The organism is Streptomyces sp. CA-111067, assembly GCF_050956065.1.
GTDB lineage: Bacteria > Actinomycetota > Actinomycetes > Streptomycetales > Streptomycetaceae > Actinacidiphila.
In genome coordinates this window covers 6,813,218-6,838,602 of sequence record NZ_CP192103.1, presented here as the reverse complement: position 1 = coordinate 6,838,602, position 25,385 = coordinate 6,813,218, and the positions used below count along the sequence as shown (strand labels likewise).

The 25,385-nt window shown below is 73.3% G+C and carries 21 protein-coding genes and 2 riboswitches; of the genes, 8 read left to right on the top strand and 13 right to left on the bottom strand.

From position 1 onward, the window contains the following. Positions 1-24 precede the first annotated feature (24 nt). Positions 25-1,563: a DUF885 family protein gene (locus ACQPW6_RS30280; RefSeq protein ID WP_433892883.1), complete on the top strand. Its 1,539-nt coding sequence runs from the start codon at positions 25-27 to the stop codon at positions 1,561-1,563. 65 nt (positions 1,564-1,628) lie between these two features. On the opposite strand, the gene ACQPW6_RS30275 is transcribed toward ACQPW6_RS30280, so the two are convergent. Both ACQPW6_RS30275 and ACQPW6_RS30270 read right to left on the bottom strand, forming a co-directional pair. Then, positions 1,629-2,405: an enhanced serine sensitivity protein SseB C-terminal domain-containing protein gene (locus tag ACQPW6_RS30275; protein ID WP_433892882.1), complete on the bottom strand. Its 777-nt coding sequence runs from the start codon at positions 2,403-2,405 to the stop codon at positions 1,629-1,631. A gap of 133 nt (positions 2,406-2,538) precedes the next feature. Next, a complete protein-coding gene (locus ACQPW6_RS30270) occupies positions 2,539-3,294 on the bottom strand; it encodes an enhanced serine sensitivity protein SseB (protein WP_433892881.1) in 756 nt (251 codons plus the stop codon). Positions 3,295-3,425: 131 nt separating this feature from the next. Then, a riboswitch (glycine riboswitch) is annotated at positions 3,426-3,522 on the top strand. Continuing rightward, positions 3,523-3,635, top strand: a riboswitch (glycine riboswitch). It abuts the riboswitch before it with no gap. 59 nt (positions 3,636-3,694) lie between these two features. Between ACQPW6_RS30270 and gcvT the strand changes: the two genes are divergently transcribed. The 6 genes from gcvT to ACQPW6_RS30240 all read left to right on the top strand — a co-directional run bounded on the left by gcvT (position 3,695) and on the right by ACQPW6_RS30240 (position 9,380). Continuing rightward, entirely contained in the window at positions 3,695-4,855 is a 1,161-nt protein-coding gene (gcvT, locus tag ACQPW6_RS30265) for a glycine cleavage system aminomethyltransferase GcvT (RefSeq protein ID WP_433892880.1), read from the top strand. Positions 4,856-4,972: 117 nt separating this feature from the next. Continuing rightward, positions 4,973-5,353, top strand: a complete 381-nt coding sequence (gene gcvH, locus ACQPW6_RS30260) for a glycine cleavage system protein GcvH (RefSeq protein ID WP_433892879.1) — start codon at positions 4,973-4,975, stop codon at positions 5,351-5,353. 79 nt (positions 5,354-5,432) lie between these two features. Beyond that, on the top strand, positions 5,433-6,692 hold the full coding sequence (gene glyA, locus ACQPW6_RS30255) for a serine hydroxymethyltransferase (RefSeq protein WP_433892878.1): 1,260 nt from the start codon (positions 5,433-5,435) through the stop codon (positions 6,690-6,692). 269 nt (positions 6,693-6,961) lie between these two features. Next, positions 6,962-8,344, top strand: coding sequence for an L-serine ammonia-lyase (locus ACQPW6_RS30250; RefSeq protein ID WP_433892877.1), 1,383 nt, complete (start codon positions 6,962-6,964; stop codon positions 8,342-8,344). Positions 8,345-8,424: 80 nt separating this feature from the next. Continuing rightward, a complete protein-coding gene (locus tag ACQPW6_RS30245) occupies positions 8,425-9,039 on the top strand; it encodes a type IV toxin-antitoxin system AbiEi family antitoxin domain-containing protein (protein WP_433892876.1) in 615 nt (204 codons plus the stop codon). Next, positions 9,039-9,380, top strand: a complete 342-nt coding sequence (locus ACQPW6_RS30240) for a hypothetical protein (RefSeq protein WP_433892875.1) — start codon at positions 9,039-9,041, stop codon at positions 9,378-9,380. Before ACQPW6_RS30245 ends, ACQPW6_RS30240 begins: the two co-directional genes overlap by 1 nt. Before the next feature lie 19 nt (positions 9,381-9,399). Here the strand turns inward: ACQPW6_RS30240 and ACQPW6_RS30235 are convergent, their stop codons facing one another. The 9 genes from ACQPW6_RS30235 to ACQPW6_RS30195 are packed head-to-tail and all read right to left on the bottom strand — an operon-like array spanning position 9,400 to position 20,721. Next, positions 9,400-11,214 carry an ABC transporter ATP-binding protein gene (locus tag ACQPW6_RS30235; RefSeq protein ID WP_433892874.1) on the bottom strand — a complete coding sequence of 605 codons (1,815 nt, stop codon included), beginning with the start codon at positions 11,212-11,214 and terminating at the stop codon, positions 9,400-9,402. Continuing rightward, entirely contained in the window at positions 11,211-13,181 is a 1,971-nt protein-coding gene (locus tag ACQPW6_RS30230; protein WP_433892873.1) for an ATP-binding cassette domain-containing protein, read from the bottom strand. The genes ACQPW6_RS30235 and ACQPW6_RS30230 overlap by 4 nt, the downstream gene beginning before the upstream one ends. Continuing rightward, on the bottom strand, positions 13,181-14,032 hold the full coding sequence (locus ACQPW6_RS30225; protein ID WP_433892872.1) for a phytanoyl-CoA dioxygenase family protein: 852 nt from the start codon (positions 14,030-14,032) through the stop codon (positions 13,181-13,183). Before ACQPW6_RS30225 ends, ACQPW6_RS30230 begins: the two co-directional genes overlap by 1 nt. Then, positions 14,029-15,372: a hypothetical protein gene (locus tag ACQPW6_RS30220; protein WP_433892871.1), complete on the bottom strand. Its 1,344-nt coding sequence runs from the start codon at positions 15,370-15,372 to the stop codon at positions 14,029-14,031. Before ACQPW6_RS30220 ends, ACQPW6_RS30225 begins: the two co-directional genes overlap by 4 nt. After that, positions 15,369-16,184, bottom strand: coding sequence for a hypothetical protein (locus ACQPW6_RS30215; RefSeq protein WP_433892870.1), 816 nt, complete (start codon positions 16,182-16,184; stop codon positions 15,369-15,371). The genes ACQPW6_RS30220 and ACQPW6_RS30215 overlap by 4 nt, the downstream gene beginning before the upstream one ends. Next, a complete protein-coding gene (locus ACQPW6_RS30210; RefSeq protein WP_433892869.1) occupies positions 16,181-17,575 on the bottom strand; it encodes a hypothetical protein in 1,395 nt (464 codons plus the stop codon). The genes ACQPW6_RS30215 and ACQPW6_RS30210 overlap by 4 nt, the downstream gene beginning before the upstream one ends. Position 17,576: 1 nt before the next feature. Then, positions 17,577-18,776 carry an Ldh family oxidoreductase gene (locus ACQPW6_RS30205; protein WP_433892868.1) on the bottom strand — a complete coding sequence of 400 codons (1,200 nt, stop codon included), beginning with the start codon at positions 18,774-18,776 and terminating at the stop codon, positions 17,577-17,579. Continuing rightward, on the bottom strand, positions 18,773-19,609 hold the full coding sequence (locus tag ACQPW6_RS30200) for an isocitrate lyase/phosphoenolpyruvate mutase family protein (protein WP_433892867.1): 837 nt from the start codon (positions 19,607-19,609) through the stop codon (positions 18,773-18,775). Before ACQPW6_RS30200 ends, ACQPW6_RS30205 begins: the two co-directional genes overlap by 4 nt. 17 nt (positions 19,610-19,626) lie before the next feature. Beyond that, complete coding sequence (locus ACQPW6_RS30195; RefSeq protein ID WP_433892866.1) at positions 19,627-20,721, bottom strand: radical SAM/SPASM domain-containing protein; 1,095 nt, start codon at positions 20,719-20,721, stop codon at positions 19,627-19,629. 384 nt (positions 20,722-21,105) lie between these two features. On the opposite strand from ACQPW6_RS30195, the gene ACQPW6_RS30190 reads away from it, so the two are divergent. Beyond that, the gene (locus ACQPW6_RS30190) at positions 21,106-21,789 is read left to right on the top strand and encodes an NUDIX hydrolase (protein ID WP_433892865.1); all 684 of its coding nucleotides are present in this window, start codon (positions 21,106-21,108) and stop codon (positions 21,787-21,789) included. Between the two features lie 158 nt (positions 21,790-21,947). Here the strand turns inward: ACQPW6_RS30190 and ACQPW6_RS30185 are convergent, their stop codons facing one another. Both ACQPW6_RS30185 and ACQPW6_RS30180 read right to left on the bottom strand, forming a co-directional pair. Next, the gene (locus tag ACQPW6_RS30185) at positions 21,948-23,984 is read right to left on the bottom strand and encodes a PEP/pyruvate-binding domain-containing protein (protein ID WP_433892864.1); all 2,037 of its coding nucleotides are present in this window, start codon (positions 23,982-23,984) and stop codon (positions 21,948-21,950) included. Continuing rightward, complete coding sequence (locus ACQPW6_RS30180) at positions 23,985-25,181, bottom strand: nucleotidyltransferase family protein (RefSeq protein ID WP_433892863.1); 1,197 nt, start codon at positions 25,179-25,181, stop codon at positions 23,985-23,987. Positions 25,182-25,385 lie beyond the last annotated feature (204 nt).

Sequence of the window (25,385 nt, the reverse complement as noted above, 5' to 3'; positions counted from 1 at the left end):
GAGGCGGGCGGGTACGGTCGGGGGGTGAATGAGCGGCTGCGCGCGGTGTGCGACCTGATGATGCCTGTGGTGCGGGAGATGGCCGGGCGGCACGAGTACGACGGGCGGGTGCAGGACCTCTCGCCGGACGGCGTGCGCGCCGCGCTCGGCGCGCTCGACCGCGCCCGGCGGGACACCGGCCGGCTGACCCACAAGCACGACGAGGCCCACCTGCGCGTCTTCGAGAAGTCGCTCCGCGTCCAGTTCGGCGACCTCGAACTGCACCGCCGCGACCCCTACCAGCACCTGTCCAACCTCGAACTCGCCTGCTACGACCGCGAGTACGCCTCCCGCCGGGAGCGCGCCGCGGCCCGCCGGGAGCATCTCGCCCAGTGGCCCGACGCGGTCGCCGGCGCGCTCGCCTCCCTCGACCAGGTCGCCGCCCCCGTCGCGAGCGCCCTGCTCGGCGCCGCCCACGGCCTCGCCTTCGACCTCGACGCGGACCGCGGCCCGGTGGAGGCCGCCGCGCTGGCCGCGCACGCCCGCCTCATCCAGCACCTGGAGAGCGCCGCCCGCACCGGCGACCCCGACCCGCGGCTCGGCGGCCCCGCGCTGGCCGCCCTGATGGGCAGCGCCGAGGGCCTGAAGGTCGACCTCACCGCCCTGGCCGCCACCGCGGAGGCCGAACGCGCCCGCCTCACCGCACTCCTCACCGACTCCTGCCACGCCCTCGACCCCAGCCGCACGGTGGACGAGCTGATCCCGGAACTCCTCGCCGACCACCCGTCCGCCGACGAGGTGATCCCGGCGGCGGAGCGGCTGACCGCCGAGGTCATCGCCTTCGCCGACGAGCACGGCCTCGCCCCGTACCTGGACGGCGAGTGCCTGGTCGGCCCGGCCCCGCCGTCCCGCCGCTGGGCGATGGCCATGATGACGTGGGCGGCGCCCGGCGAGGACAGCGCGCCGTCCTGGTACCACGTCACCCCGCCGGAGCCGGAGTGGCCGGCCGAGGAGCGCGAGGAGTGGCTGACGGTCTTCAGCCGCACCAGCCTGCCCGCGATCACCGTGCACGAGGTGGCGCCCGGCCACTTCGCGCACGGCAGGGCGCTGCAACGGGTCAAGGGCCCGGTCCGCCGGATGCTGCACAGCCTGGCCTTCTGCGAGGGCTGGGCGCACCACGTGGAGGAGGTCTGCCTCGAAGAGGGCTTCCGCGCCGCCGACCCGCGGTTCGCGATCGGCGTCGCCCTGGAGGCGCTGGTCCGGGTCACCCGGCTGACCTGCGCGATCGGCCTGCACACCGGGGCGATGGACCTGGAGGAGGCCACCTCGCTGTTCGTCCGCGACGCCCACCTGAGCAGGACCGCCGCCGCCTCCGAGGCCCGCCGCGGCACGTTCGACGCCGGCTACGGCCGTTACACCTGGGGCAAGCTGGAGATCATGCGGCTGCGGGAGAAGGCGCGCCGCCGCTGGGGCGCGGACTTCTCCACCCGCCGCTTCCACACCGCGCTCCTCGAACTGGGCGCCCCGCCGCTCGGCCTGCTGGACGCGGCGCTGGACGGGCCGGGGAAGCAGCACAAGAAGTAGACCGGCACGCGCGGCGGCCGGTACGGGGCCGGGCCCGTACGCCCGTCAGCGGGCTCGTACCCCCGTCAGTACGAGCGCGACGCCTGTCCCCACGCCGCGCCGCCCCCGTACGCGTCACGGTCGAAGAACGGCTGCCCGTTCGCCCGCAGCCACAGCGCCACCGGGTCGTACCCGTCCGCCATCGCCACCGTCGAGACGGCCAGCCCCTCCGGCACCCCGCCGACGGCCTGCTGCATCATCAGCCGCACCGCTTCTACGGCCTGCGCCGTGGCCTCGTAGACCTCCACGCCGATCGCGAGATACGGCTCGCCGAGCGCCGGCTGCACCCAGGCGCGCCGCAGCGCCCGTACCGCCGTGGTGCGGTGCGCGGCCTGCGCGAGGAGCGCGTAGAACTGCGGGATCTGGAGTGACGGTTCGCCGATCTGCAACGGGCCGGCGGGCAGCAGGTCGAGGCCGCCGGCGATCCTGCGCAGGTCGGCCCACGGGACGCCGACCCCGCCGCCGGGCGCGTGCGGGTTGAGCCACAGGCCGCAGCGGTCGGGGAACAGCGTCAGCGCGATGTCCCGCCCGGAGACCACCTCGTGCTCCCTGCTCCAGCCGCTCGCGGCCATCTCGCGCGGCGAGGTGAAGCAGGGCGCGTAGCCTTGGCCGCCGATCTCCATGCTGCCGTACTGGGCGTCGGCCGAACCGGCGGCGCCCTGCCAGAGCAGCATCCACACCTGGCCCTCGGCGAGGGAGGCGAGCAGGTTCTCGTATGCGTCGAACCGGCCGGGTGCCACCTGGAGCAGCATCTGCTCCACCTGGCCGGCCGGGGCCGCACCGCCTTGCGCGCCCGCGATCACTGGGACCGTCCCTTCCCCTCGTTCGGTCTCCGGCGCACGCCGTGCGCCGCTCGCCATCAAACCAGGTCGAGCCGCCCGGGCGGAACGCCGACCGGTCCTCTCGGCGTCGCGGTTCCGGCCAGTCCGGCGGCGGTCAGCCGCGCGCGTAGAACGGCTGGACCACGTCCAGCATCCAGTCGCCGACCGGATCCTGCGCCACGTCGAGCAGGATCAGGTGCACCGCCCAGGTCAGCGGCACGGTGCCCAGCGCCCGGCCGATCGCGTCCATCGCGGCGGCCCTGTCCTCTTCCTGCCAGCGGTCCAGCTCCACCCCGACGAACAGCGCGGGCGGGTCGTCCTCCACGACGGCGAGCGCCCGGCGGGCGCTGAGGACGACCGGGGTGACGGCGAACTCGGCGGCGGCGCCGGCCAGGAAGTCCACCGGTTCCTCGTCGGGCGCGGGCTCCCACAGCCGCACCCGGCCGCCGGGCGGCGGCGGCAGCCCGCGCTCGCGGTGCGCGCCGCGGTCGGGGCGGCACAGCTCGGCGACGGCGGCGGGCGGCAGCGGCACTCCGACGGCGCCGCCGGGGTTGACCGCCATCCCGACGGTGGGCGGCAGGCCGCGGGCGAACTCGTGCACCGGCGCGATCGTGCAGGGCATGCCGTCGGCCGCCTGCCGGAACTGCTGCTCGGAGCTGAACACCGGCACGTAGCGGGCGCCGTCGAGCTCGACGGTGGGCAGATCGAGGTTGCGGGCGTCCGGCGCGCCGCCGTTCGGCAGCGGCACCCACACCCGGGAGCGGCCGAGCACTTCCAGCAGCCGGGGCCCGGCCGAGGGGTTGCCGAGGCTCGCCGTCAGCACCTCCTCCAGCTCGTTGGCCGGCCATATGAACGGTGCCGGATTCTCCATTTCCACCCTTGTCCGTCCTTGTGCCCCTGTGCGGCTGTCCTGCCGGGAAACCCTAGCGGCTGCGGGCCGGGCCGGGCACGTATCGGCCACGCGCGTGCGATGATGGCCGGACAACTTGCATAACGGCCGTTGGAGGCCGCGCGGGAGAGTTCCGGCCCTGACGGGGCCGGGCGCCGAAGGAGCAAGTCCTCCCTTGAATCTCTCAGGCACAGATACCGCGCGGGCGAGGCAGATCTGAAAAGCGGGCGGACCCGGCCAGGGCCCGCCCCACCCAAGGTGCAAACCGGCGACCCTCGGGGGTCACGGTGAACCTCTCAGGTTCCGATGACAGATGGGGAGGCCGGGGTCACCCCGACCCGGCCCGATGTCCCGCTGCCGTCCATCCCTGGGAGATTTTCCGATGAGTGACCGTCCGCCGCTACCGCACGCCGAGCAGTCCGCCGCGCCTGTTTCCCGCCGTACCGCACTCGACGCGCTGCACCGGGGCCTGGGCGCCACCATGACCGACTTCGCCGGCTGGGACATGCCGCTGCGCTACGCGAGCGAGCGCGAGGAGCACCAGGCGGTACGCACCCGGGCCGGCCTCTTCGACCTCTCGCACATGGGTGAGATCGCCGTGACGGGGCCGCAGGCCGGGCAGGCGCTGGACTACGCGCTCGTCGGCCATCTGTCGGCGCTGGCCGTCGGCCGGGCCCGTTACACGATGATCTGCGCGGCCGACGGCGGCATCCTGGACGACCTGATCGTCTACCGGCTGGCCGAGCAGGAGTTCATGGTCGTCGCCAACGCCTCCAACGCGCAGAGGGTGCTGGACGAGATCACCGCGCGGGCGGCCGGCTTCACCGGCGCGGCCGTGCGTGACGACCGGGACGCGTACGCCCTGCTCGCCGTGCAGGGCCCGGCCTCCCCCGGCATCGTCACGTCCCTCACCGACGCCGACCTCGACGGCCTGAAGTACTACGCCGGGCTGCCGGCCACCGTCGCGGGCGTGGACGCGCTGCTGGCCCGTACCGGATACACCGGCGAGGACGGCTTCGAGCTGTTCGTCGCGCCGGCCGACGCCGAGCGGCTGTGGCAGGCGCTCACCGAGGCGGGCCGGGAGGCCGGCCTGGTGCCGTGCGGGCTGTCCTGCCGTGACACCCTGCGCCTTGAGGCGGGCATGCCGCTGTACGGGCACGAGCTGACGGCCGCCGTCACGCCGTTCGACGCGGGCCTGGGCCGAGTGGTGAAGTTCGACAAGCCCGGTGACTTCGTGGGCCGGGACGCGCTGGCCGCGGCGGCCGAGAAGGCCGCGGCGCAGCCGCCGCGCAAGCTGGTCGGCCTGGTCGCCGAGGGCCGCCGGGTGCCGCGGGCGGGCTACCCGGTGACGGGCGAGGGCGGCGCGGTGATCGGCGAGGTGACCTCGGGCGCGCCCTCCCCCACGCTGGGCGCGCCGATCGCGATGGCGTACGTGGACGCGGAGTACGCGGAGCCGGACGCGGCCGGGGTCGCGGTGGACATCAGGGGCGCGCGGGAGCCGCACCGGGTGGTGGCGCTGCCGTTCTACCGGCGACAGCGCTGAGCGCTCCCCGGCGGGGCGGCCCGGGTGGCCGCGCACGCTGGGCTTTTGCTTCTCTAGGCTTCAGCTCGTCCGCGGTCCCGCGTGCGAGCGCACCCACACATCCGGGAGGATTCCGTCATGAGCATCAATCCGCAGGACCTGCGCTACAGCAAGGAGCACGAGTGGCTGTCGGCCGCAGAGGCCGGGGTCGCCACCGTGGGGATCACCTCGCACGCCGCCGACGCGCTCGGTGACGTGGTCTTCGTCCAGCTTCCCGAGGTGGGCGCGACGGTGGCCGCCGGCGAGACCTGCGGCGAGCTGGAGTCGACGAAGTCGGTCAGCGACCTGTACTCGCCGGTGTCGGGCGAGGTGACCGAGGCCAACCAGGACGTGGTGGACGACCCGTCGCTGGTCAACACCGCGCCGTTCGCGGGCGGCTGGCTGTTCAAGGTGAAGGTGTCCGACGACGCGGCCGAGCTGCTGTCCGCCGACGAGTACGACGCCTTCATCGCCGGCTGACGTCCCCTCTCCTCTCTCCCCTCTCCACTGCCCTCTGCCCTCTGCCCGGCCGCGCGCCCTCCCTCACCAGGAAGACCCCATGTCGTTGCTGAACCAGTCCCTGCACGAGTTCGATCCGGACGTCGCCGCCGCGGTGGACGCCGAACTGCACCGCCAGCAGTCCACCCTCGAGATGATCGCCTCGGAGAACTTCGCCCCGGTGGCGGTCCTGGAGGCCCAGGGCTCGGTGCTCACCAACAAGTACGCCGAGGGCTACCCGGGCCGCCGCTACTACGGCGGCTGCGAGTTCGTGGACGTGGTCGAGCAGCTCGCCATCGACCGGGTCAAGGCGCTGTTCGGCGCCGAGGCCGCCAACGTCCAGCCGCACTCCGGCGCGCAGGCGAACGCGGCGGCGATGTTCGCGCTGCTCAAGCCGGGCGACACGATCCTGGGCCTGGACCTGGCGCACGGCGGGCATCTGACCCACGGTATGAAGATCAACTTCTCCGGCAAGCTGTACAACGTCGCCGCGTACCACGTGGACGAGAAGTCCGGCCTGGTGGACATGGCCGAGGTGGAGCGGCTGGCCGCAGAGCACCGGCCGCAGCTGATCGTCGCGGGCTGGTCGGCGTACTCGCGGCAGCTGGACTTCGCGGAGTTCCGGCGGATCGCCGACGAGGCCGGCGCGTACCTGATGGTGGACATGGCGCACTTCGCGGGCCTGGTCGCGACCGGGCTGCACCCGTCGCCGGTGCCGTACGCGGACGTGGTCACCACCACGACGCACAAGACGCTCGGCGGGCCGCGCGGCGGGGTGATCCTCTCGAAGGCGGAGCTGGCCAAGAAGATCAACTCGGCGGTGTTCCCCGGGCAGCAGGGCGGCCCGCTGGAGCATGTGATCGCGGCGAAGGCGGTCGCGTTCAAGGCGGCGGCGACCGAGGAGTTCAAGGACCGGCAGGTCCGTACGCTGGAAGGCGCGCGGATCCTGGCGGACCGGCTGACCCGGCCCGACCTCACCGAGGTCGGCGTCTCGGTGCTGTCCGGCGGCACGGACGTGCACCTGGTGCTGGTGGACCTGCGCGACTCCGAGCTCGACGGCCGGCAGGCCGAGGACCGCCTCCACGACATCGGCGTCACCGTCAACCGCAACGCGATCCCCAACGACCCCCGCCCCCCGATGGTGACGTCCGGCCTCCGCATCGGCACCCCGGCGCTCGCCACCCGCGGCTTCACCGCGGACGATTTCCGCGAGGTCGCGGAGATCATCGCGTCCGCCTTGCAGCCGACGTACGACCCCGCTGCCCTCCGCCCGAGGGTGACGGCCCTGGCGGCCAAGCACCCGCTGTACCCAGCGCTGTAGCCCGGGCCCCGGCCAACGGGGGTTTTTTAAGGGGCTCGGGGAACTGCGAGACCAGCCCCCACCGGCTGGGGGCACCCCCGGCCGAAGGTTGGGGGATGTCCGGCAACGACGGCAACAGCCCCACCGGCCCGGTGACGACCCTCAGCCGTCGTCGTGTCCCCCAACCTCCGGCCGGGGGTGCCCCCATCGCGCAGTTCCCCGAGCCCCTGACGGGGCGCACCCCACCGGGGGGACAACGGCGTCCCCGCAACCTAGGAGCACGAAAACCCGTGGCAACGTCCGTATTCGATCTCTTCTCCATCGGCATAGGCCCCTCGAGCTCGCACACCGTCGGCCCCATGCGCGCCGCGGCGATCTTCGCGCACCGGCTGAAGAACGAGGGCCTGCTCACCCACACCGCCACCCTCCGCGCCGAACTCTTCGGCTCACTGGGCGCGACCGGCCACGGTCACGGCACACCCAAGGCCGTGCTCCTCGGGCTGGCCGGCCACTCCCCCCGCACCGTGGACATCGACCGCGCCGACGACGAGGTCGCCGCGATCAGGTCCACCGGGCGCCTCAGCGTCCTCGGCGCGCACGAGATCGCGTTCGACCCGGACGCCGACCTCGTCCTGCACCGGCGCCGCTCGCTGCCGTACCACCCCAACGGCATGACGCTGGCGGCCCGCGACCGGGACGGCACCCTGCTGCTGGAGAAGACGTACTACTCGGTCGGCGGCGGCTTCGTCGTGGACGAGGACGCGGTCGGCCAGGACCGGATCAAGCTGGACGACACGGTGCTGCGCCACCCCTTCCGCACCGGCGACGAACTGCTGCGGCTGTCCCATGAGACTGGCCTGTCGATCTCCGCGCTGATGCTGGACAACGAGCGCGCGTGGCGCACCGAGGCCGAGATCCGAGCGGGCCTGCTGGAGATCTGGCAGGCGATGCGGTCCTGCATCCGGCTGGGCATGACCCGCGAGGGCATCCTGCCGGGCGGCCTGAAGGTGCGCCGGCGCGCCGCGCAGTCGGCCCGCCAGCTGCGGGGCGAGGGCGATCCGGCGGCGCAGGCGATGGAGTGGGTGACGCTCTACGCGATGGCCGTCAACGAGGAGAACGCGGCCGGCGGCCGGGTCGTCACCGCGCCGACCAACGGCGCGGCCGGGATCATCCCGGCCGTCCTGCACTACTACCTGACCTTCCTCGCCCCGCATGCCTCGCAGGCCGAGCAGGACGAGGCCGTGGTCCGCTTCCTGCTCGCGGCCGGCGCGATCGGCATGCTGTTCAAGGAGAACGCCTCGATCTCCGGCGCCGAGGTCGGCTGCCAGGGCGAGGTCGGGTCGGCGTGCTCGATGGCCGCGGGCGGTCTCGCGGAGATCCTCGGCGGCAGCCCGGAGCAGGTGGAGAACGCCGCCGAGATCGGCATGGAGCACAATCTCGGCCTGACCTGCGACCCGGTCGGCGGCCTCGTCCAGATCCCCTGCATCGAGCGCAACGGCATGGCCGCGGTGAAGGCGATCACCGCCGCCCGGATGGCGATGCGGGGCGACGGCCGCCACCATGTGTCGCTGGACAAGGTCATCAAGACGATGAAGGACACCGGCGCGGATATGAAGGTCAAGTACAAGGAAACCGCGAGGGGCGGCCTCGCGGTCAACGTCATCGAGTGCTGACCGGGTAGGCCCTGACCTGGGCTTTCCCATCTTTCAGCTCTGTCGGAGCCTTCCGTGCTTGTGCGGGGGAATGTCGATACATGGACGCTGCCGATAACCCGCGCTTGGAGCAGCGGCTGGCCGACCTCTCCTCCACGTTCACGACGGCGCAGGCGCGACAGGCCCTGCTCTCCCCTCGCGATCTGGCGCACTTGGTCACGGAGGGGGAGGTAGACGAACTGTCCCGTGGAGTGTACCGGCGGGCAGACGCCCCGGAAACGGCGCACGCGGATCTGCTGGCCGTGTGCGCACGGGCCCATCGCGCCGTCGTGTGCGGTGAATCCGCCCTGGCCCTGCATGAACTGATCGACGACATCCCCGCAGCAGTACACATCGCCGTGCCGCGCGGTACACGCCGCCCGACGATTTCCTACCCGCCGACCGTGGTGGCGCAGTATGCCGCAAAGACCTTCGACCTCGGTATCGAACGGTTCGAAGCAGCCCCGGGAGAACCCATCCCCATGTACAACGCAGCCCGCAGCGTCGTCGACGCGATGCGCCACCGCAGCCGCCTCGGCGAGACCCTCGCCCTGTCCGCGCTCGGCCGCTACCTGCGCAGAAGCGGACGCGCCGGGATTGGCGAACTCCAGCACATCGCAAGCGAGTTGGACGCCCTCTCTATCGTCCGCCCCGCCGTAGAGGCGGTGCTCGCCTGATGGCCAACCCCACCCGCGACACCACCTCCGGCCGCGTCTACAACGACTTGCGCAACCTGGCCCGCCGCACCAGCCGGTCAACGGACGAGGTGATGGTCGAGTACGTCCTCGAACGGTTCCTCTATCGCCTGGCCTCATCACCCCTGGGCCGGGAGCACTTCGTCCTCAAACCGGGTCTCAGAGGGTCGGAACCGCAGAGCATGCGGCCCTGGCGTCCGCGTAATCAAGGTCTGACGCAGCGCGATACCGGACCGGCTGCGCCGTTCAACTCTGTGCCGCCGGGCACAGTCATCGACCGCATCGGCCGCTACTGTCAACACATCTCCGGACCAGATCACTAGGGCCCGGCCCGGGCAGGGTCTAGCGGTAGCCGTCCGCCTGGAGGGCGTAGAGCCGGGCGTAGGCGCCGTCGGCGGCGAGGAGTTCGTCGTGGCTGCCCTGCTCGGCGATGCCGCCGTCGGACAGGACCACGATGTGGTCGGTCATCCGTACCGTGGAGAAGCGGTGCGAGACCAGCACGGTGACACAGCCTGTCGCGCGGCCCAACTCCCGTGCCCGGGCCGCGAAGCGCTCGAACAGGTCGTGCTCGGCCTGCGGGTCCAGGGCGGCGGTCGGCTCGTCGAGCACCAGCAGCAGGGGCCCGCGGCGCATCATGCCCCGGGCCAGCGCGACCCGCTGCCACTGGCCGTGCGAGAGGTCGACGCCGTCGAAGGTGGCGCCCAGCTGGCAGTCCAGCCCGCCGCGCAAGTGGTCCACCACGTCGTCGGCGCCGGCCCGGTGAACGGCGTCCCGCACCGCGGCCTCGTCCTCGATGTGCGGCAGGTCGCCCACGCCGACGGCCTCGCGCAGCGGCAGTTCGAAGGTGGCGAAGTCCTGGAACGCGCCGGCGCACCGCGCCGCCCAGGCCGCCGGGTCCAGGTCCGCCAGCGGTACACCGTCGACCATGACGCGGCCGGCGTCCGGCCGGTACATTCCGGTCAGCAGTTTGACCAGGGTGGTCTTGCCGGCGCCGTTGACGCCCACCAGGCCCACCGTCGCACCGGCCGGCAGCCGCAGGTCGATGTCGCGCAGCACCTCCGCGCCGGTCCCCGGGTAGCGGAAGGACAGCCCCGACAGGGTGATGCCCGCCGCCAGGCGCTCGGGAGCCGGGCCGCCGCCGGCGGGGGTGGTCCGCGCGGCGTACGCGCGCAGCCACTCGTCGTGGTCGACGATGTGGGTGGCCTCCCCGACCCGGTTCAGGTCGGAGACCATGAAGGAGACCTGCTGGCGCAGCTGGAGCGCCAGCGAGGCGACCAGCACGACGTCCCCCGCGCCCGCGCGCCCCTGCGCCACCAGGTGCGCGACCATCGCCATCGCGGCGGTGAGGGCGCAGCAGAACAGCAGCCAGCCGGAACTCTGCACCAAGGTCCCGTACCAGCGCGCGGCCGTCTCCCGGCGTGTCATGTCCTGCCACAGGGCGTCGGCCCTGCGGCCGAGTTCGGGTCCGCTGCCGGCCACCCGGATCTCGTTGGCGGCCCCGGGGGTCAGGCACAGCTCGTGCAGGCGCAGTTCGAGCCGGGCGGTGCGCGCGGACGCCTGCCGCGCCTCGTGGAGGCGGCGCTGTGCCCGCCGGCTCAGCCACATCCACGGCAGCGCGGACGCCGCGAGCAGCGACAGGACCGGATGCACGCTCCACAGCAGCCACACGCTGAGCACGAGACTCACCACGGAGGCGAGTGCCTCCATCAGCACCCAGCAGAACGCGGCGAGTTCGGGAAAGCCCTTGCGCAGCAGGTGCAGCCGGTCGAGGTAGGCGGTGCGCTCGAAGTGCTCCACGGTCGGAATGCGCGCGGTGAGGGACAGTATCTCCTGGCTGAGCGTCAGTTCGATCCGCTCGCTCAGATCGCGGCTGAGGTTGTTGCGGATCCGGCCCGCCCCCGCGGTGAGCGTGTGGGCCGCCGCCCCCAGCACCACCGCGGCGTACAGTCCGGCGAGGCCGGAGTGCAGGGCGCCGTTCACCAGCCATCGCTGGCTCTGCGCGATGGCGGCCGCGGCGCCCGCCTGGCCCGCGGTCAGCACCAGCACGAGGGCTGTCTTGCCGCGGTCCGCCCGGACCGCCAGCACCAGCAGGCGCCGCACCACGCCGAGCCGGCTCCGCATCGCGCCGCGCCGGCCGGTCCGCTCGTGTCGTCTCATCGCCCCTCCCGCACGGCCCGGGGTCCGGCGCTCCGGGCGAACCGGGCCGCTTGGAGTGCGAACAGCCGGGCGTACTCGCCCTCGTCCCGCAGCAGTTGGTCGTGGGTGCCCGCCTCCGAGATGCGGCCCCCGTCCAGCAGCACGATGCGGTCGGCGTGCCGGACGGTGGAGAGCCGGTGGGAGATCAGCAGCACCGACGTGTCGCTGACCGCACCGATCACCTGGCGGTGGAACTCGGCCTCCGCCGCGATGTCCAGGTGCGCCGTGGGTTCGTCGAAGACCAGCACCCGGCGGCCGTGCGCGGCCGCGAACACCGCGCGGGCCAGGGCCACCTTCTGCCACTGACCGCCGGACAGCTCAGCGCCGTTCGCGCCGCCGCTGCGCAGCCAGGTGTCGAGCCCCTCGGGCAGCCCGGCTGCCAGCCCGGCCGCCCCCGCCGCCCGCAGCGCCGCCAGCACCGGCCCGTCGTCCGCCGAGTGCTCGGGGGCGGACAGCGCCACGTTGTCGCGCAGCGTCGCGGGGTAGTGCACGAAGTCCTGCGGTACCACCGCCAGCCTGCGCCGCCAGGCGGCCATGTCGAGCGCCGCCAGGTCGCCGCCGTCCACGCTGACGCGTCCGGTGTCCGGGCGGTACAGGCCGCCGAGCAGCTTGCCGAGGGTCGTCTTGCCCGCTCCGTTCACCCCGACGAGGGCCAGCACCTCGCCCGGCCACAGCTCCAGGTCGAGGTGGCACAGCACGGGTACGGCGGTGCCCGGGTAGCGGAAGGCGACGTCCTCGAAGCGCACCAGCGGCGCGGCGGAGGCGGGCGCGGCGACGGCCGGGCTCCCGGGAGCCGGGACGGCAACGGACGGGGCGGACGTGGTCGCGGCAGTCGCGGTCACGGCAGTCGTGGTCGGGGCGCCGTGTGCGGCGCGCAGTCGGTCGAGCGCGTGGACGGCCGACATGCCGTACTCGATGTCGAACGCCTCGTGCCCCATGAGGCCGATCTGGAAGATCCCCCAGGCAGCGACCAGGCACGTGGTGAGCGCGCCGGAACCCAGGTGCCCGTGCGCCGCCGCGAGGCCGGGCACGGTCATCGCGGCGAAGGCGGAACCGCCGGCCAGGACCAGCGTCGGCCCCTGCTTCCTGAGCACCGCGCGGCGGGCCGCCCACAGCGTGCGGGCCGGCGGCAGTACCGCGTCGAGTCGTCGCCGCATCGCCCAGTCCGCCAGGCCGAACATCCGGACCTCCTTCGCGGCGGCCGGGGTCGCCACCAGCTCGGCCCAGTACGCGGACCGGCGGTGCGGCCGGGCCAACCCGTCCTCGACGTCCGCCAGATGCACCCACTGCCGCCGCAGGATCGCCCGCATCAGCAGGGACGCCGCCAGCAGGGCCGCGGCCAGGACGGGGAACTCCCGCGCCAGCACCAGTGCCGCGCTGAGCGCGCCCACGAAGCGGAACGTCAGCAGGACGTGGCCGGTCGCCGCCGTACCGGGCGATCGCAGCCGCCACGACGTGCCGAGGTCGCAGGCGCGCGCGACGTCGTCGCGGAACGCCGGGTCGTCCAGGTGCGCGATCCCGTCCGGCCGCAGTGCGATGCCCCGCACCTCGCGGCGCACCGCCCCGTCGATGCGCGTCGCCACCGACGCGCCGAACAGGTCGGACAGCGCCTCGCCCAACTGCCGCGCCAGCAGCACGCCCATCAGCAGCGCCAGCGGCCCGACGACGGAGCCCGAGCCGCCGGGCCGCACCGCCTGACCCACCAGGCGGCCGGTGGCGAGGGCCTGAGCGGACGAGGTGAGCGCGGTCACCAGCAGCACCGCGGTCAGTCCCGCGGCGTGCCAGGGACCCGCGCCCGCGAACAGCCGGAGCAGTCGCAGCCGTTCGGCAGCGGTCCGGCGGATCGCGCCGCCCCACCGCGGACCTCCCCACCGCGCGCCGCCCCGCCCCGGGCCGCCCGCCGCGGGCGGCCCGGACACGGCGCGCATCACCGCGTCCGGCGGGCCTGGTGCTCCTTGTGCTCCTTGCTGATCCGCAGCCTGCGCACCCGCTGCACGAGGTCGAGCGGGTTCGCGTCTTCCCATGTGATGAGGTTCTCCATCAACTCGCGTACGACGGGCGGCATCGTGTCGAGGAAGCCGTCCTGCCTCATGTACTTCCACGATCCGTGCCCGCCGGTCGGCTCGTCCTGCGGCTGCACCGCGATGTGCAGGCAGCGCCGGGTCCGGCCGGCCGCGCAGGCACCCCGGTGGAAGGAGTGGCCGTTCATCAGCAGCACGTCGCCCGCGCGGCACTCGACGGACACCTCGCCGGGCAGCGGGGCGAAGCCCATGGCGTCCTGCTCGGCCTTCTCCAGGGCGGTCAGCGGCCGGCGGTTGGAGCCGGGCACCACGCGGAAGCAGGACTCCTCGACCAGGCACACGTTGAGGTAGATGTGGGTGCTGCCGCCCTCGGCGTCGTAACGGTCGTCGTCCCCGAAGTCGCGGTGCCAGTTCAGGTCGTAGTTCACCCGCTCGGGCGACCACAGCGCGTGGGCGGCCCAGAAGCGGACCTGCTCCCCCACGATCTCCCGGACGATCGCCATGAGCGCGTCGTTCTCGAACACCTCCCCGTACGGGGGCTCGTACAGCTCGGGGCACAGGATGTCGTTGACCCCCCAGGTGTCGAAGGTCTCCTCGTTCCTGATCGTGAAGCGGGTCACGTAGCGGGCGGGATCGGCGTTGACGGTGCGGATGGTCCGCTCAAGCGCCCGCAGCATCGCGGCGATCCGCTCGGCGGGAAAGAGCCCGGGGACCACGGTGTAGCCGTCCCGGGCGAACTCCTCGGCGTACGTCGTCACGGAAGTCTCCTCTCTGTGCGTCGGACGGCGGTCAGGTCGAGCCGCGAGCCGTCCGACCGGGCGGCGATCCCGCGCGGCCGGCCCTGCACGGCGCCGACGGGCACCTGGCCGATGAAGACCTCCGGCCGGCACTCCATCAGCCGGCGCACCAGGTGGTTGCGGAAGCCGGCCCCGTACGCGATCACCCCGGTGTCCTCGACCAGCACGCCGGCCGGGAGCGCGGCGGAACCGCTCGCCCACTCCCACGCGTGGGCGAACAGGTCCGCCCGGCCGTCCGACTCGCGCCGGAGCAGCAGGATCTCGCCGGACGCGCCGGACGCGGCGGACGCTTCCGGCGGCTCCGCGGCTCCTGCCGGGGTCGCCAGCGGCCCTTCCGCCGCGGCCCGTCCGGCGGTCTCGGCCCGTCCCGCGGCCCGTCCGGCGGCTGCGGCCCGTCCCGCCGCCCGCAGGTCGCGCAGGTCGCCCTCGACCGTGCCCACCGTGTGGAAGGCCCCGGCACGCCGCCGTGCGGCGCCCGCGCCGCCGGCGAGCGGCCGGACCTGGACGACGAAGAGCCGGTCGTCGTCCCGGCCGATGCCGAACTCGACCTCCGCGGGACCGTCCTCGCCCGCCGGACCGCGCAGCGCGCCGCGGGCGGCGAGGTCGGCGCAGGCGGCGGCCAGGTTCTTGAGGTCCTCGGGGCGCAGGATCTCGTGTTCCACCGGGTGTGTCGGCCGTCCCTCCGGATCGCAGACGTATCTCTGCCGCGCCATCGGGTACTTGCCGTCCACCTCGACCGACAGCCGGTCGTGCTCCACCCACAGCGACCCCAGGCAGCGGAAGGGGTGCGCCTCCATGAACACCAGGCCGCCCGTCCGGCGGGTCCACCGCCGCCCGGGATCGAGGCTCCAGGTGGTGAACGCCTTGTAGAAGGAGCCGAGCAGGTCGGGGATGAGCCGCGACGCCGTCAGACTCCGGGTCCCCACCAGCCGCGTGCTGTTGCAGCCGCACCCCGTGGACGGCTCGGTGTCGGGCATGACCAGGCTGCTTCTGAGGATCAGCGGCGTGTCGAACGCGCGGGCGCACTCCTCGATCGCCGCGCCGGCGAAGCGGGTGAACCCGGCGAGCGCCTCGCCGGTGCCCTCGGGCAGGTCGTGCTGCGCCGGCCGGTGTGCGTAGGCCAGGCTGCTCTCCCAGCCGCCGCGCCGCTGGAACTCCGCCAGGTGCCCGGCGGGCAGGACGCAGAAGTCCGGCACGGTGAAGGAGCAGCCGGCGGAGAGCCGGTACAGCGCGAGGAGTTCCGCGGCCTTGCGGCCCACCACGGCCGGGTCGACGGTGCCGGTGTCGGTGCAGTGGATCACGTGCGACCGCCCGCTGCCAGCAGCGCGTCGACGTCGACGTGCCGGGCCATCGAGTCCGCCCAGCGCTCGATCGCCGATTCGGTGTAGAGCTCGTCGTACCCGAGGGAGTAGTCGGACGGCAGGACGCCGAGGCCGGGTATCCCGCAGGCGTCCTCCACCTGGGTGAGCGCGCGCGGAACGGCGCTCGACTCGGGGGTGTTGGCCACGACGAAGCCCCTGACCAGCGAACGGACGTCCGCCGGCAGGCAGGTGTACGTGCCGATCAGCGCGGCGGCCGCGTTGCCGTGCGAGAACTGCCCGGTCAGCACGATGGCGGGGCGGGCCCAGCGCGCCGTGGCGATGTTGGGCAGGTCCTGTTCCGGCTCCAGCACCACCGGGCTGCCGGCGCCTTCGATCACCAGGTGGTCGCAGGTGGCCGCCAGCCTCCGCAGGGCGTCGTGTGCCGCGGCCACCACCTCGGCACGCACCGGCGCCAGGACGGACGCCAGGTCCACGGTGTCCCGGCACGGCAGGGACACCGGTACGGGTTCCGCGCCGCGCCGGCTGAGCAGTCCTTCGCAGGGCGCGGTCTGCCGGACGGTGGTGGGGCAGTGGTCGTCCGCCGCCGCCAGTCCGGCGGCCGCCAGGTGGTGCGGCAGGCCCGAGCCGTGCAGCGCCGCCCGCTCCTCGTCACGCGACCGCAGCACCACCATCGCCTTGAACGGGGCGGCCTTGACGCCCCGCCGGGTGAGCAGACGCAGCAGCGCGACGGAGACCAGGGTCTTCGAGGCGTAGGCGCCGGTTCCCACGAACATCGTCGCGGCGGTGGTCACCGTGCCTCCGTTCCCGGCCCGGGGGCCGGTACGAAGGAGGCCAGGGCGGCCTCCCCCCGCCGGTGGCGGAACATCGCCTGGTAAGCGGCCACCAGCAGCTGGATGGACGTCTCGTGCGTGGCCAGGCCCAGCCCCTGCGTCCGGCCGTCCAGCCAGCGCTGGAACAGCGTGCGCTTGCCCTGCACCGACAGCGACTCGACCGGGCCGCCGGGCCGCGCCGCCGCGGGCTCGAACGTCCGCCTGGTCACGGCCTCCCCGCCGATCAGCGCGCTGTTGCGGGTCACCTCCACCACGAACCTCCGCCCCGTACCGTCGGATTCGTCCCAGGCGTGCAGGCCCAGCAGGTGGCCGACGTGCGCGCTGATCCGGTCCTGGGCGAACTTCCCGTTGCCCTTGTAGGTGTCCGCGGGCAGCTTCCGCCACGACCGGTGGGAGGTGCCCGTCTCCAGCAGCCGGAGTCCGCCGAGCGTGAGGGTGCGCCCGGCGCGCAGTCCTGTGACGGTCAACTGGAGGTCGGTCTCGCCGCACCGTTCGGCCGCACGCAGGCCGTCCGCCGAGAACGCCGCGTCGAGGCCGTCCCCGATACCCGCGCGCTCGTAGAAGGAGCGCGGCACCTGGGCCAGCACATCGGCCGGGGTGGCGTACCGGGCCCCGACCTCGATCCGGTCGGTCTGCGCCTCCGGAGCCGCCGTCCGGTTGAGGTCGAGCAACTGGGCGGCGAGGTCCACGAAGTGGTAGCCGCTGTGCAGCAGGGCGCCGTATCCGTGCCGATAGGGGTGGTTGTCCCTGGTGAGGAACTCGTCCGGCATGTTCCAGTAGCCGGAGGAGTGGTAGACGTCCAGGTGCGTGAGCGGGACGCCGAGCCGGCGCACCGCGGAGTGCAGGGTGTCGCGCAGGTAGACGAGACCGGGGTGGCACCGGCGGGGCACCATCACGGTGGCGTCGGCCGGCCCGTCGGCGAAGAGCTTGCCGACCCGGTGGAAGTCGTCGAGCAGCGACAGCGCGGCGGCGTCGGTGAAGTCCAGGGCGCGTGCGGTCAACGGCTTGTCCACCAGCGCCGGCAGTCCGTGCGCCGCCGCCCACTCCAGGTAGTGGAGATGGTGGCGCGGATCGGTGGCCACCACGGCGCCGTCGACCAGGCCGGCTTCCGCGAGCGCGTCGAGTGCGGGAACCGCCGCCTCGCCGACCGCCTGCGCCTCGTCCAGCAGGATGACCTGGGGCACCGTGAGCCCGAGCGCCCCGAGCACCCGCCGCACCCGCTCCCCGCGCCCGGCCACGTCCACCACGGCGGTCAGGCGCAGCCGTCCGGCCGCCACGCGTTCGCGGATGAGCGGCAGGTAGGCGTGCTCCGCGTGCAGCCCGACGCCCGCCAGGACCAGGCTCGTGGGCATCTCAGGCCTCACGTCCGTACAGGTCGCGGGGGGTGGCCGGGGCTTCCCGGTCCTCCGGGCCGTCCCGGTCGTCCAGGCCGTCCGGGCCGTCCAGGCCGTGCAGGCCGTCCGGGGCGTCCAGGCCGTGCAGGCCGTCCGGGGCGTCCAGGCCATCCGGCCAGAGCAGCCGGGCGGTGGGCCCGTCGAGCACGATGCCCTCGGCCTCGCCGCGGGCACGCCGCTCCCGGCTGCCCCGTCCGGGCCGGACGAAGCCGCCCTCCTTCTCGGCGAAGGCGAGGAAGTCGTCACCGCTGCCGCAGAACTCCTCGGGCGTGCCGGCGGCGTCGAGCCGGATCACCAGCAGGAAGTCGCACTTGCCCGCGGGCCGCCCCGCGTCCCTCGTGCCCGCCACCCGGTGGGCGGGCGGTCCACCGACCACCGGCCCGGCGAGGAAGCCGACCAGCAGCGAGAGCAGCACGCCCTTGTGGCCGGCCGCCATCGGCAGCAGCCCGCCGCCCAGGGCCTCCACGGGGTCGCGGGTGGGCGTGCCGTCGGACCGTACGGCGCTGTTCCGCGGCAGTCGCCGCCCGGTCTCGGCCCGGCTCAGCAGCTCGCTGCGGGTCAGCGCGGCCGTGGTGAAGTCCGCGGTGACCTGCCCGTCCGCGGACGGCCAGCTGTACGCGAGGGGGTTGGTCCCGAAAAGCGGGGTGGCGCCGCCGGGCGCGACCACGCCTGGCTCCGACGAACTCGCCATCAGGGCGAAGCAGTCGTCGGACGCGGCTGCCTCCACCCAGCCCGCCAGCGTGCCCAGGTGGCCCGCGCGGTGGATGGCGGCGACCGCGACCCCGGTGTCCGCGGACAGCTCGCGCACCGCCGTGACGGCCTCTGCCGCGGCGGGCGGCCCGAGACCACCGCCGCCGTCGACCACGGCGACCGCCGGCCGCGGATGCCGCAGCACCCGGGCCGGCCGGGGGTCGAGCGTGCCGCGGTCCAGCATCGCGGTGATCTGGCGCAGCCGGGACAGACCGTGTGCGGGGTGTCCGCGCAGGTCCCCGTCGAGCAGATGCCGCGCGGTCACCGCGGCGTCGGACGCGGGAACCCCGCGGCGTGTCAGCAGACGCACCGCGGCATCGCCCGCCCGAGCGGCCGGCACCCGGACGCCGGCCCCGCCCGAGCCCGACCCCGTGCCCGTCCACCAGTTCGCGCCGTATGTACGGGTCATCGGCGGCCCGGCGCGGGCTCGGCGAAGAGCCCGAGCAGCTCCGACAGCGGCGCCAGTTCCGTGTCGCACTCCGCGATGCTGTCCGCCTTGACGAGCTGCGCGAGGTATTCGTCGGTCGCCCGCATCGTGGCCCGCATCACCTGGTTGGCGCAGATCACACCCGACACCCCCGCCTCGCGTGCTGCCGAGAAGGACAGCGTCGGATAGGTCGTCGGGATCACGATGACCGGCGCGGCACGCCGCCACGCCCGGGCGAACTCGACTATCTCGTCCTCTGTGTCGGACTTCGAGTGCACGATGATGGCGTCGGCGCCCGCCTGCCGGTAGAGCCGGGCCCGGTCGAGCACCTGCTCGGGCGTCTCGCCCGCGATGAGCCCCTCGGTCCGGGCGACCAGCACGAAGTCGTCGCTGGTCCGCGCGGCGGCGGCCAGGGCGAACTTGCGCGCGTAGACCTCGGGGTCCTCCAGCGGGTAGGCGTCCACGGTGGTGTCGAAGCTGTTGCGCCGGGGGAACGCCTTGTCCTCCAGCGACACGCCGTTCACCCCGCGGCTCTCCAGCATCCGCACCACATGGCCGATGACCTGGTCACCGCCGAAGCCCGTGTTGCCGTCCGCCAGCAGCGGGAGCGTGGTTCCCCGGCGGATGTCCTCCAACCGGCGGACCAGGGTCTCGTAGGTGACGGTCTCGTTGTCGGGAAGTCCCTTGGACGCGGATATGAGCAGTCCGCTGCTCCACAGCGCCTCAGCTCCGGACTTCTCCGCCAGCCGGGCCGATATGCCGTCGTGAACGCCGATGAACCGGGTGAGGGAATCGGATTTCAGCCGTTCGATCAAGGATAGCAACGGGATCCTCAGCTTTGTGAGCAGCCACAGCTGCCTTCGGTTTTCCCGCACGCGCATCCCGCACCGGAGGTCTCGACACCCATTCCCTGGCTCACGATGTTCTGCGCGGTGCAGTTCCTGTCCTTCGCCGCGGACCGGAAGGTCCGGTAGGAATCCGGGTCGCTCCACAGGTCCACGAAATCCGCGTCCCTGATGTTGCCGAGGACGTACTTCTTGTCGTCAGGGGCGCCGACGAGATAGCTGCACGGATAGATGTCGCCGTTCGTCGACAGGTAGCCGGCGGCGTCGCCGCACGCGCACTTGATGACATAGGCGTTGTGGCCTTGCGGGAATTCCTCCTCCGCCACGTAGACGGGTTCTGGCAGGCCGAGGCGAGTGCTGTTCCCGATGCTGCGGTCCAGCAGTTCGCACTGGACGTCGCGGACCTGGTTCATCTGCCGCAGCAGCAGCGCCTCGTTCTCGCGTGCCACCCCGGAGGCGAACATCGGCTTGGCCATGAAGGACCGCGCGCCGTGCTCGCTGACCAGGTCGTAGGTGGCCACCGTGTCGTCGCGGTTGTCCTCGGTGATGGTCAGCCTGGCCTCGACCGCGATGCCCAGTTCCCGGCTCTCCTTCAGCGAGCGGAGCGCGCCGCGCATGGCGCCCCTGCGGCCCCGGAAGGCGTCCACCTTCTCCTCGTCCGTCCCGTCGAGACTGAGGTGCAGCACGAGTTGGTCGAGCCGGCTGCCGCAGGCCGCGGCGAGTTGGGCCATCCGCACCTGCCCGGAGCCGCTGGTGTTCAGCTGCACGGTCAGGCCCCGGTCCAGCGCGTGCTTCAGCAGCGCCTTCGTCCGCGGCCATACGAGGTTGAGCATCGCCTCGCCACCGGTGATGGTGACCTTGCTCAGCCCCATCTCGCTGGTGCAGACGTCCACGAACGAGGTGATCTCGTCCATCGAGAGCTGGCTGCCCTCCAGCAACTGCCGGTACTTGGAGCGGTTCAGTTCCGGTACGTAGCAGTGCTGGCAGTGCAGATTGCAGTAGTAGGAAACCGCGATCCGCATGTGATCGATACGCCGTCTCGTGGGCGTCGGACGACTGGCCTCCAGGACGGTCTCTGTCATTCTGGTGCCTCCACGTACTCGTTCGTGGCGCGCGTGTACCCAACTGATCTGTCAGACCCGGTCGGCCGTGGCGGGGAGGAGGAGTAATGACGGCCGAGATGAGAAGTGACCTGAATGCGGGCAGACTGCCTGTCATGGTTCTACGGTGGCTCCTGAACACGGGACCATAGCCCAGGGTTCCGCTGCCGGGCAAGAGTTGTTCACCCGGATTCCGGCGCCAAAAACGTCCGGGTAATTATCCGCCCCAGGTCGTACCTTCTGGCATTTAAATTGCCTGACATCCGCCCGCGGACGGCCCGCCGGGACCCGAAAGTCCGATACCGGAGTCGCCGGCCGAGTGGCTTTGCTAGTTTCACTTGAATGAGTGGATCAAAGCAGGAACACGTGAAAGTGGAATTCTCCGGTGACCGGCTGCTGCTGGAGTCGCACGAGGACGACGCGGGTCCGTACTACGCCTTCCCCGGCGAAGCGGAGGCCGCGACCGTGCCCGTCGACAGGCAGCAGGCGGTGAACGCGCGGGTGCGCCCGCTCGGTACGGCGGAAGCGGTCCTCGCCGCCTGGTCGCGGGGCGAGCGCACCACCGGCTGGGTGCCGAAGGACGACCCCACGAGCCCGCCGCCGGAGCGGCGCCGCGGCGGGGCGGTCGTGGTGCGCGACGGACGGATCCTGCTGATCCGCTACGCCCCGAAGGACGGCGACAAGTTCTTCATCCCCGGCGGCGGGGTCGAGGCCGGCGAGACTCCGTCGCAAGCGGCGGTGCGTGAACTGGAGGAGGAGACAGGGCTGTTGGGACATGTCGAGCGGCCGCTCGCGGTGGTCTACAACCGGGGGCGCGAGGAGCACTACTTCCTGCTGTCCGTCGCGCCAGAACCGGCGCAGCCCGCCCGCGGCGACCTGGCCCCGGGGCAGACACTGGGCTGGCACGAGGTCGCCGCACTCCCGGACACTCCGGTCTGGCCCAAGCGGCTGGCCTGGCGCATCGCCCAGTGGCATGCGACGGGCTGGCCGGCCGAGCCCGTCGTACTCGCCGACTCCAGCGGCGAGTTGGACGCACCCTGCACGTGGTGAACGCGGTGCCCGCTCGGGTCTTGGCGCGGTTCCCGCGCGGGCGCCACCCCTGGGCCGCAGTCCCGCGCCAGACGGATGCCCGCTCCAGACGGATGCCCGCGCGAGACGAGTGCCCGCGCGGAACGGGTGCCCGAGCCAGACGGGTGCCCGCGCGGCCGTCAGCCCTCCGCGGTGCCGGCGGCGGGCGCCTCGGCCAGCTGGAACTGGCCGTCGGCGATGCGCGCCGCGCCACCGGCGACGACGCGGCCCGTCACGCCGGACGACACGACGGCGGGCACGCCCGACTCCCGCAGGATGATGGCCAGATGGCACAGCAGCGGCGCGTCGTCGAAGACGAAGCCCGCCACATGGCCGAGCAGCAGTGCCAGGCACATCACCGGGCGCGGCGTCACCACGATCGGCGGCTCGCCGGCACCCAGCAGCTCGGCACGCAGCACCGCGGCCTGGTCGCTGCCGTGCCGCCGGTAGAAGTCCGGATCCGGGACGACATTGCGCTCCGCGAGGAGCGCTTCCAGCGGAGCCGGGTCGCGGATCACCACGACGCGCCCCGCCGCCGACCCCGGCGAGACGGTCTCCAACCGCAGTGCCTGGAGGGCGGTGGAGCGCTCCACTGACAGGTCCCACAGCGCGATCCCGCCGTCGGCGGTGCGTATCCACTCGATCCGCACGTCGCCGAACCGCGCCGCCATCGCATCGGTGACGCGGGCGATCTCGGCGACGGCCGCGTCGTCGAGCGGGTCCGGCACCGTCGCGTCCCCGCCCGCGGGCCCGAAGCCGGGCGGCTGCTCGTGCAGGCTCCAGCGCCCCCGGGTCGGCAGCACCCGGTCCACCAGACGCGTGCCGTCGCTCCCCAGCACCAGCACGGAGAACGGCTCCGCGCCGAACTTCAGGCCGCCCACCGCCCCGGCGACGTACTCCACCAGCAACGTGCCGTCCTCGCGCCGGGCCGCGTATCCGGAGGTCGTACCGACCACGACATCGGCCACGTACACGCTGTCCCCTGACCGCAGTTCCGCCGCGAGCGCCGCGTACAGGTCCGCGCGGTGCACCAGCCGCTGCTTGCCGCGCGGGAGGCCCAGCGTGACGTGGTCCGTGCTGACCAACTGCTCCAGGTGCGCCACCAGCCGCGCCAAGCCGTGCGGGGTCGGCTGCGCCCCGGCCACCAGCCACTCGCCCGCGATCCGCACGCCCGCCTCGCGTGCTGCCCGGCGTACGTGCCGGTGCTTGTCGGCACGGCGGGCGAGCATCTTCGCGAGGGCGCCGGTCGCCACCGGGAGCGCGTCGTCCAGGACATCAGGAGAGACCGTGCGCAACCTGTCCCCGGCCGCGTCTGTCCCGGCGGCTCCAGCGGCTCCAGCGCCTCCGGCACGGGCAGCGGCCTTCGGCCCGGTGAGCGGACGCGCCTGAAGCAGGTGCAACTCGCGTCCGGCGAAGGCGAATTCGATGTCCACCGGGCACTCCCACAGCGCCTCCACCGACCTCGCCGCCCGCCGCAGCGTGTCCAACTGCCCTGCGGACAGCGGGCGATCCGGTTGACCGCCCAGCGGTCCGGTGCGGGCGAGGACGTAGCGGGTGCCGTCCGCCGTGCCGTCCACGAGGCCGCGCGGGCTGCCCGCGACGCTCTCCACCACGATCTCGTCCGCCCGGGCGGGGTCGTGCGGATGGCGGCTGAAGCAGACCCCGGCCGCCGTCGGGTGGATCTCGCGCTGCACGATCACCGAGAGGTGGTCGGGCGGAACGGGGTCGTGCAGCGCCAGCAGCAGCGGGGAGAAGCCCGACACCCACACCGTGCGGACGGCGTCCGCCAGCCCGGCGGGACGGACACCGAGAACGGAGGTCAGCAGCCCCGCCGCCGAGCCCTCGCAGCGGTCCTCAAGCGTGCTCGAACTGCGCACCACGAGCGTTTCGCCGGCCGGCAGACGGGCCATGAACTCGCCCTCCAGGAAACCGAGTCGGGTCTCACACAGCGCCGACCCGATGAGCGCGGCACGGTTGACCGGCGACGCCTCCAGCCGCGCGATCCGCCGCGCGGCACCGGACTTCCGCGCCGCGCCCCACAACTGCGCGGCCGGCACCACCACGGCATCGGGCACCTGGAAGCCGGCCCGCGACAGCCGCGCCAGGTTGACCGCCTTGTGGCCGAACTCTCGCCACCGGCCGGCGCCGATGTCCGCCAGCCGGACCGGTGCGGCCATTCAGGCCGCTCCTGACGGGGCTGCCGGCGACGAGACGGCGGCCCGCGACGCCGTTCCGAACGTCGCAGCGGGGTCTGACGCCGTTCCGAACGTCGCCGCCGGGTCGGACCGCAGCAGGCGTTCGCTCATCGTGCCGTGCCAGCGCACCCGCCGGCCGCCTGGTGCCTCGCCCGACGCCAGCAGTTCCTCGGAGACCGATCCGGCCAGGCCGAGCTCCGGCACGAACGCGCTGCCGAACAGCCGGTCGGTGTGCGTGAGCACCCAGCCGACCGGCTCTGCAAGCCCGTTCTCCGCGACGGCCGGCGGCACCGACGTCCGCAGCCGGTCGGCCCCGGCCCGCCACAGGGCCAGCAGGTCGCCGAACTTGTAGAGCATGTCCTTGCCGGCCGACACCGTGTTGACGAACCACGCCTCCCGGTACAGGTGCAGCACCGTGAAGAGGAACAGCCACTCGGGACGCAGGGTCGGCACCGCGGCGCCGGCCCCCTCGGGCACGAAGGCGTCCAACTCCGCGAGGACGGTGGTCATCGGCACCTGCCAGCTGCTCAGGTCCCAGGTCACCGATGTGGCCACGTCGATCACCAGGACCCCGCCGCGGGTGTCCTCCAGCCGCATGAAGTGCGGCAGATGGTCGCGGGTGAGCCGGTACATCGCCCGGCGGGACGGCGGCAGGTCGTCGATGCGGTGGGCGCGCCAGTCGTACGCGCCGTCCCGGTACCCGAGTTCGCGCAGCACGGCGGCCGCGGCGGCCCGGTCCGCGGGGTCGATCATCAGGTCGGCGTCCATCATCTTGCGGGCGCCGAGCCCGCCGTACACCGCGGTCTCCAGCGCGACGCCCTTGGTGGCCGCCACCCGTACTCCTGCCGCCTGCAGGGCGGTGGTCGCCTCCGCCGCCGCGCGCGCCAGGACGTGCACCTTCCGGCGGTTGGCCAGCAGGGCGCCGAGGAGTTCTCCGCGCAGTTGCGGGGGCACCGGGGTGCGCGGATCCTCGTCGGCGAGCACCAGGGCCAGCATCGGCAACATGCGGTGCCGCATGGCGTGTTCGACCAGCCGCGGCAGGTCGGGACGGGCGCCGGCGAAGACGTCGCGGACCCGGTCCCGCTCGGCCGGCGTCGTCACTCCGCGGCACAGCGCCTTGAGTACGACCCATTCGTTCGGCGGGTCAGGTTCCTCGATCTCGGACGGTGTCGTGTCCACGTTTCCCCCAGGGACATGGTGGTCCTCCCGAACGAAGACGGCACTCTAGGGCCTTCCGCGGGCCGGCGTCCACCGGTGCCACCGCGACGCCGGACGGGCGCCGGCCCGCGGAGCGCGACGGGGTCTTGTGTGCCGCCGAGCCTCATGCGTAGCCTGGCGTCGGCTGGGGAGGACCGGCGCTGACGTCGGGTGGGGCCACGGGGT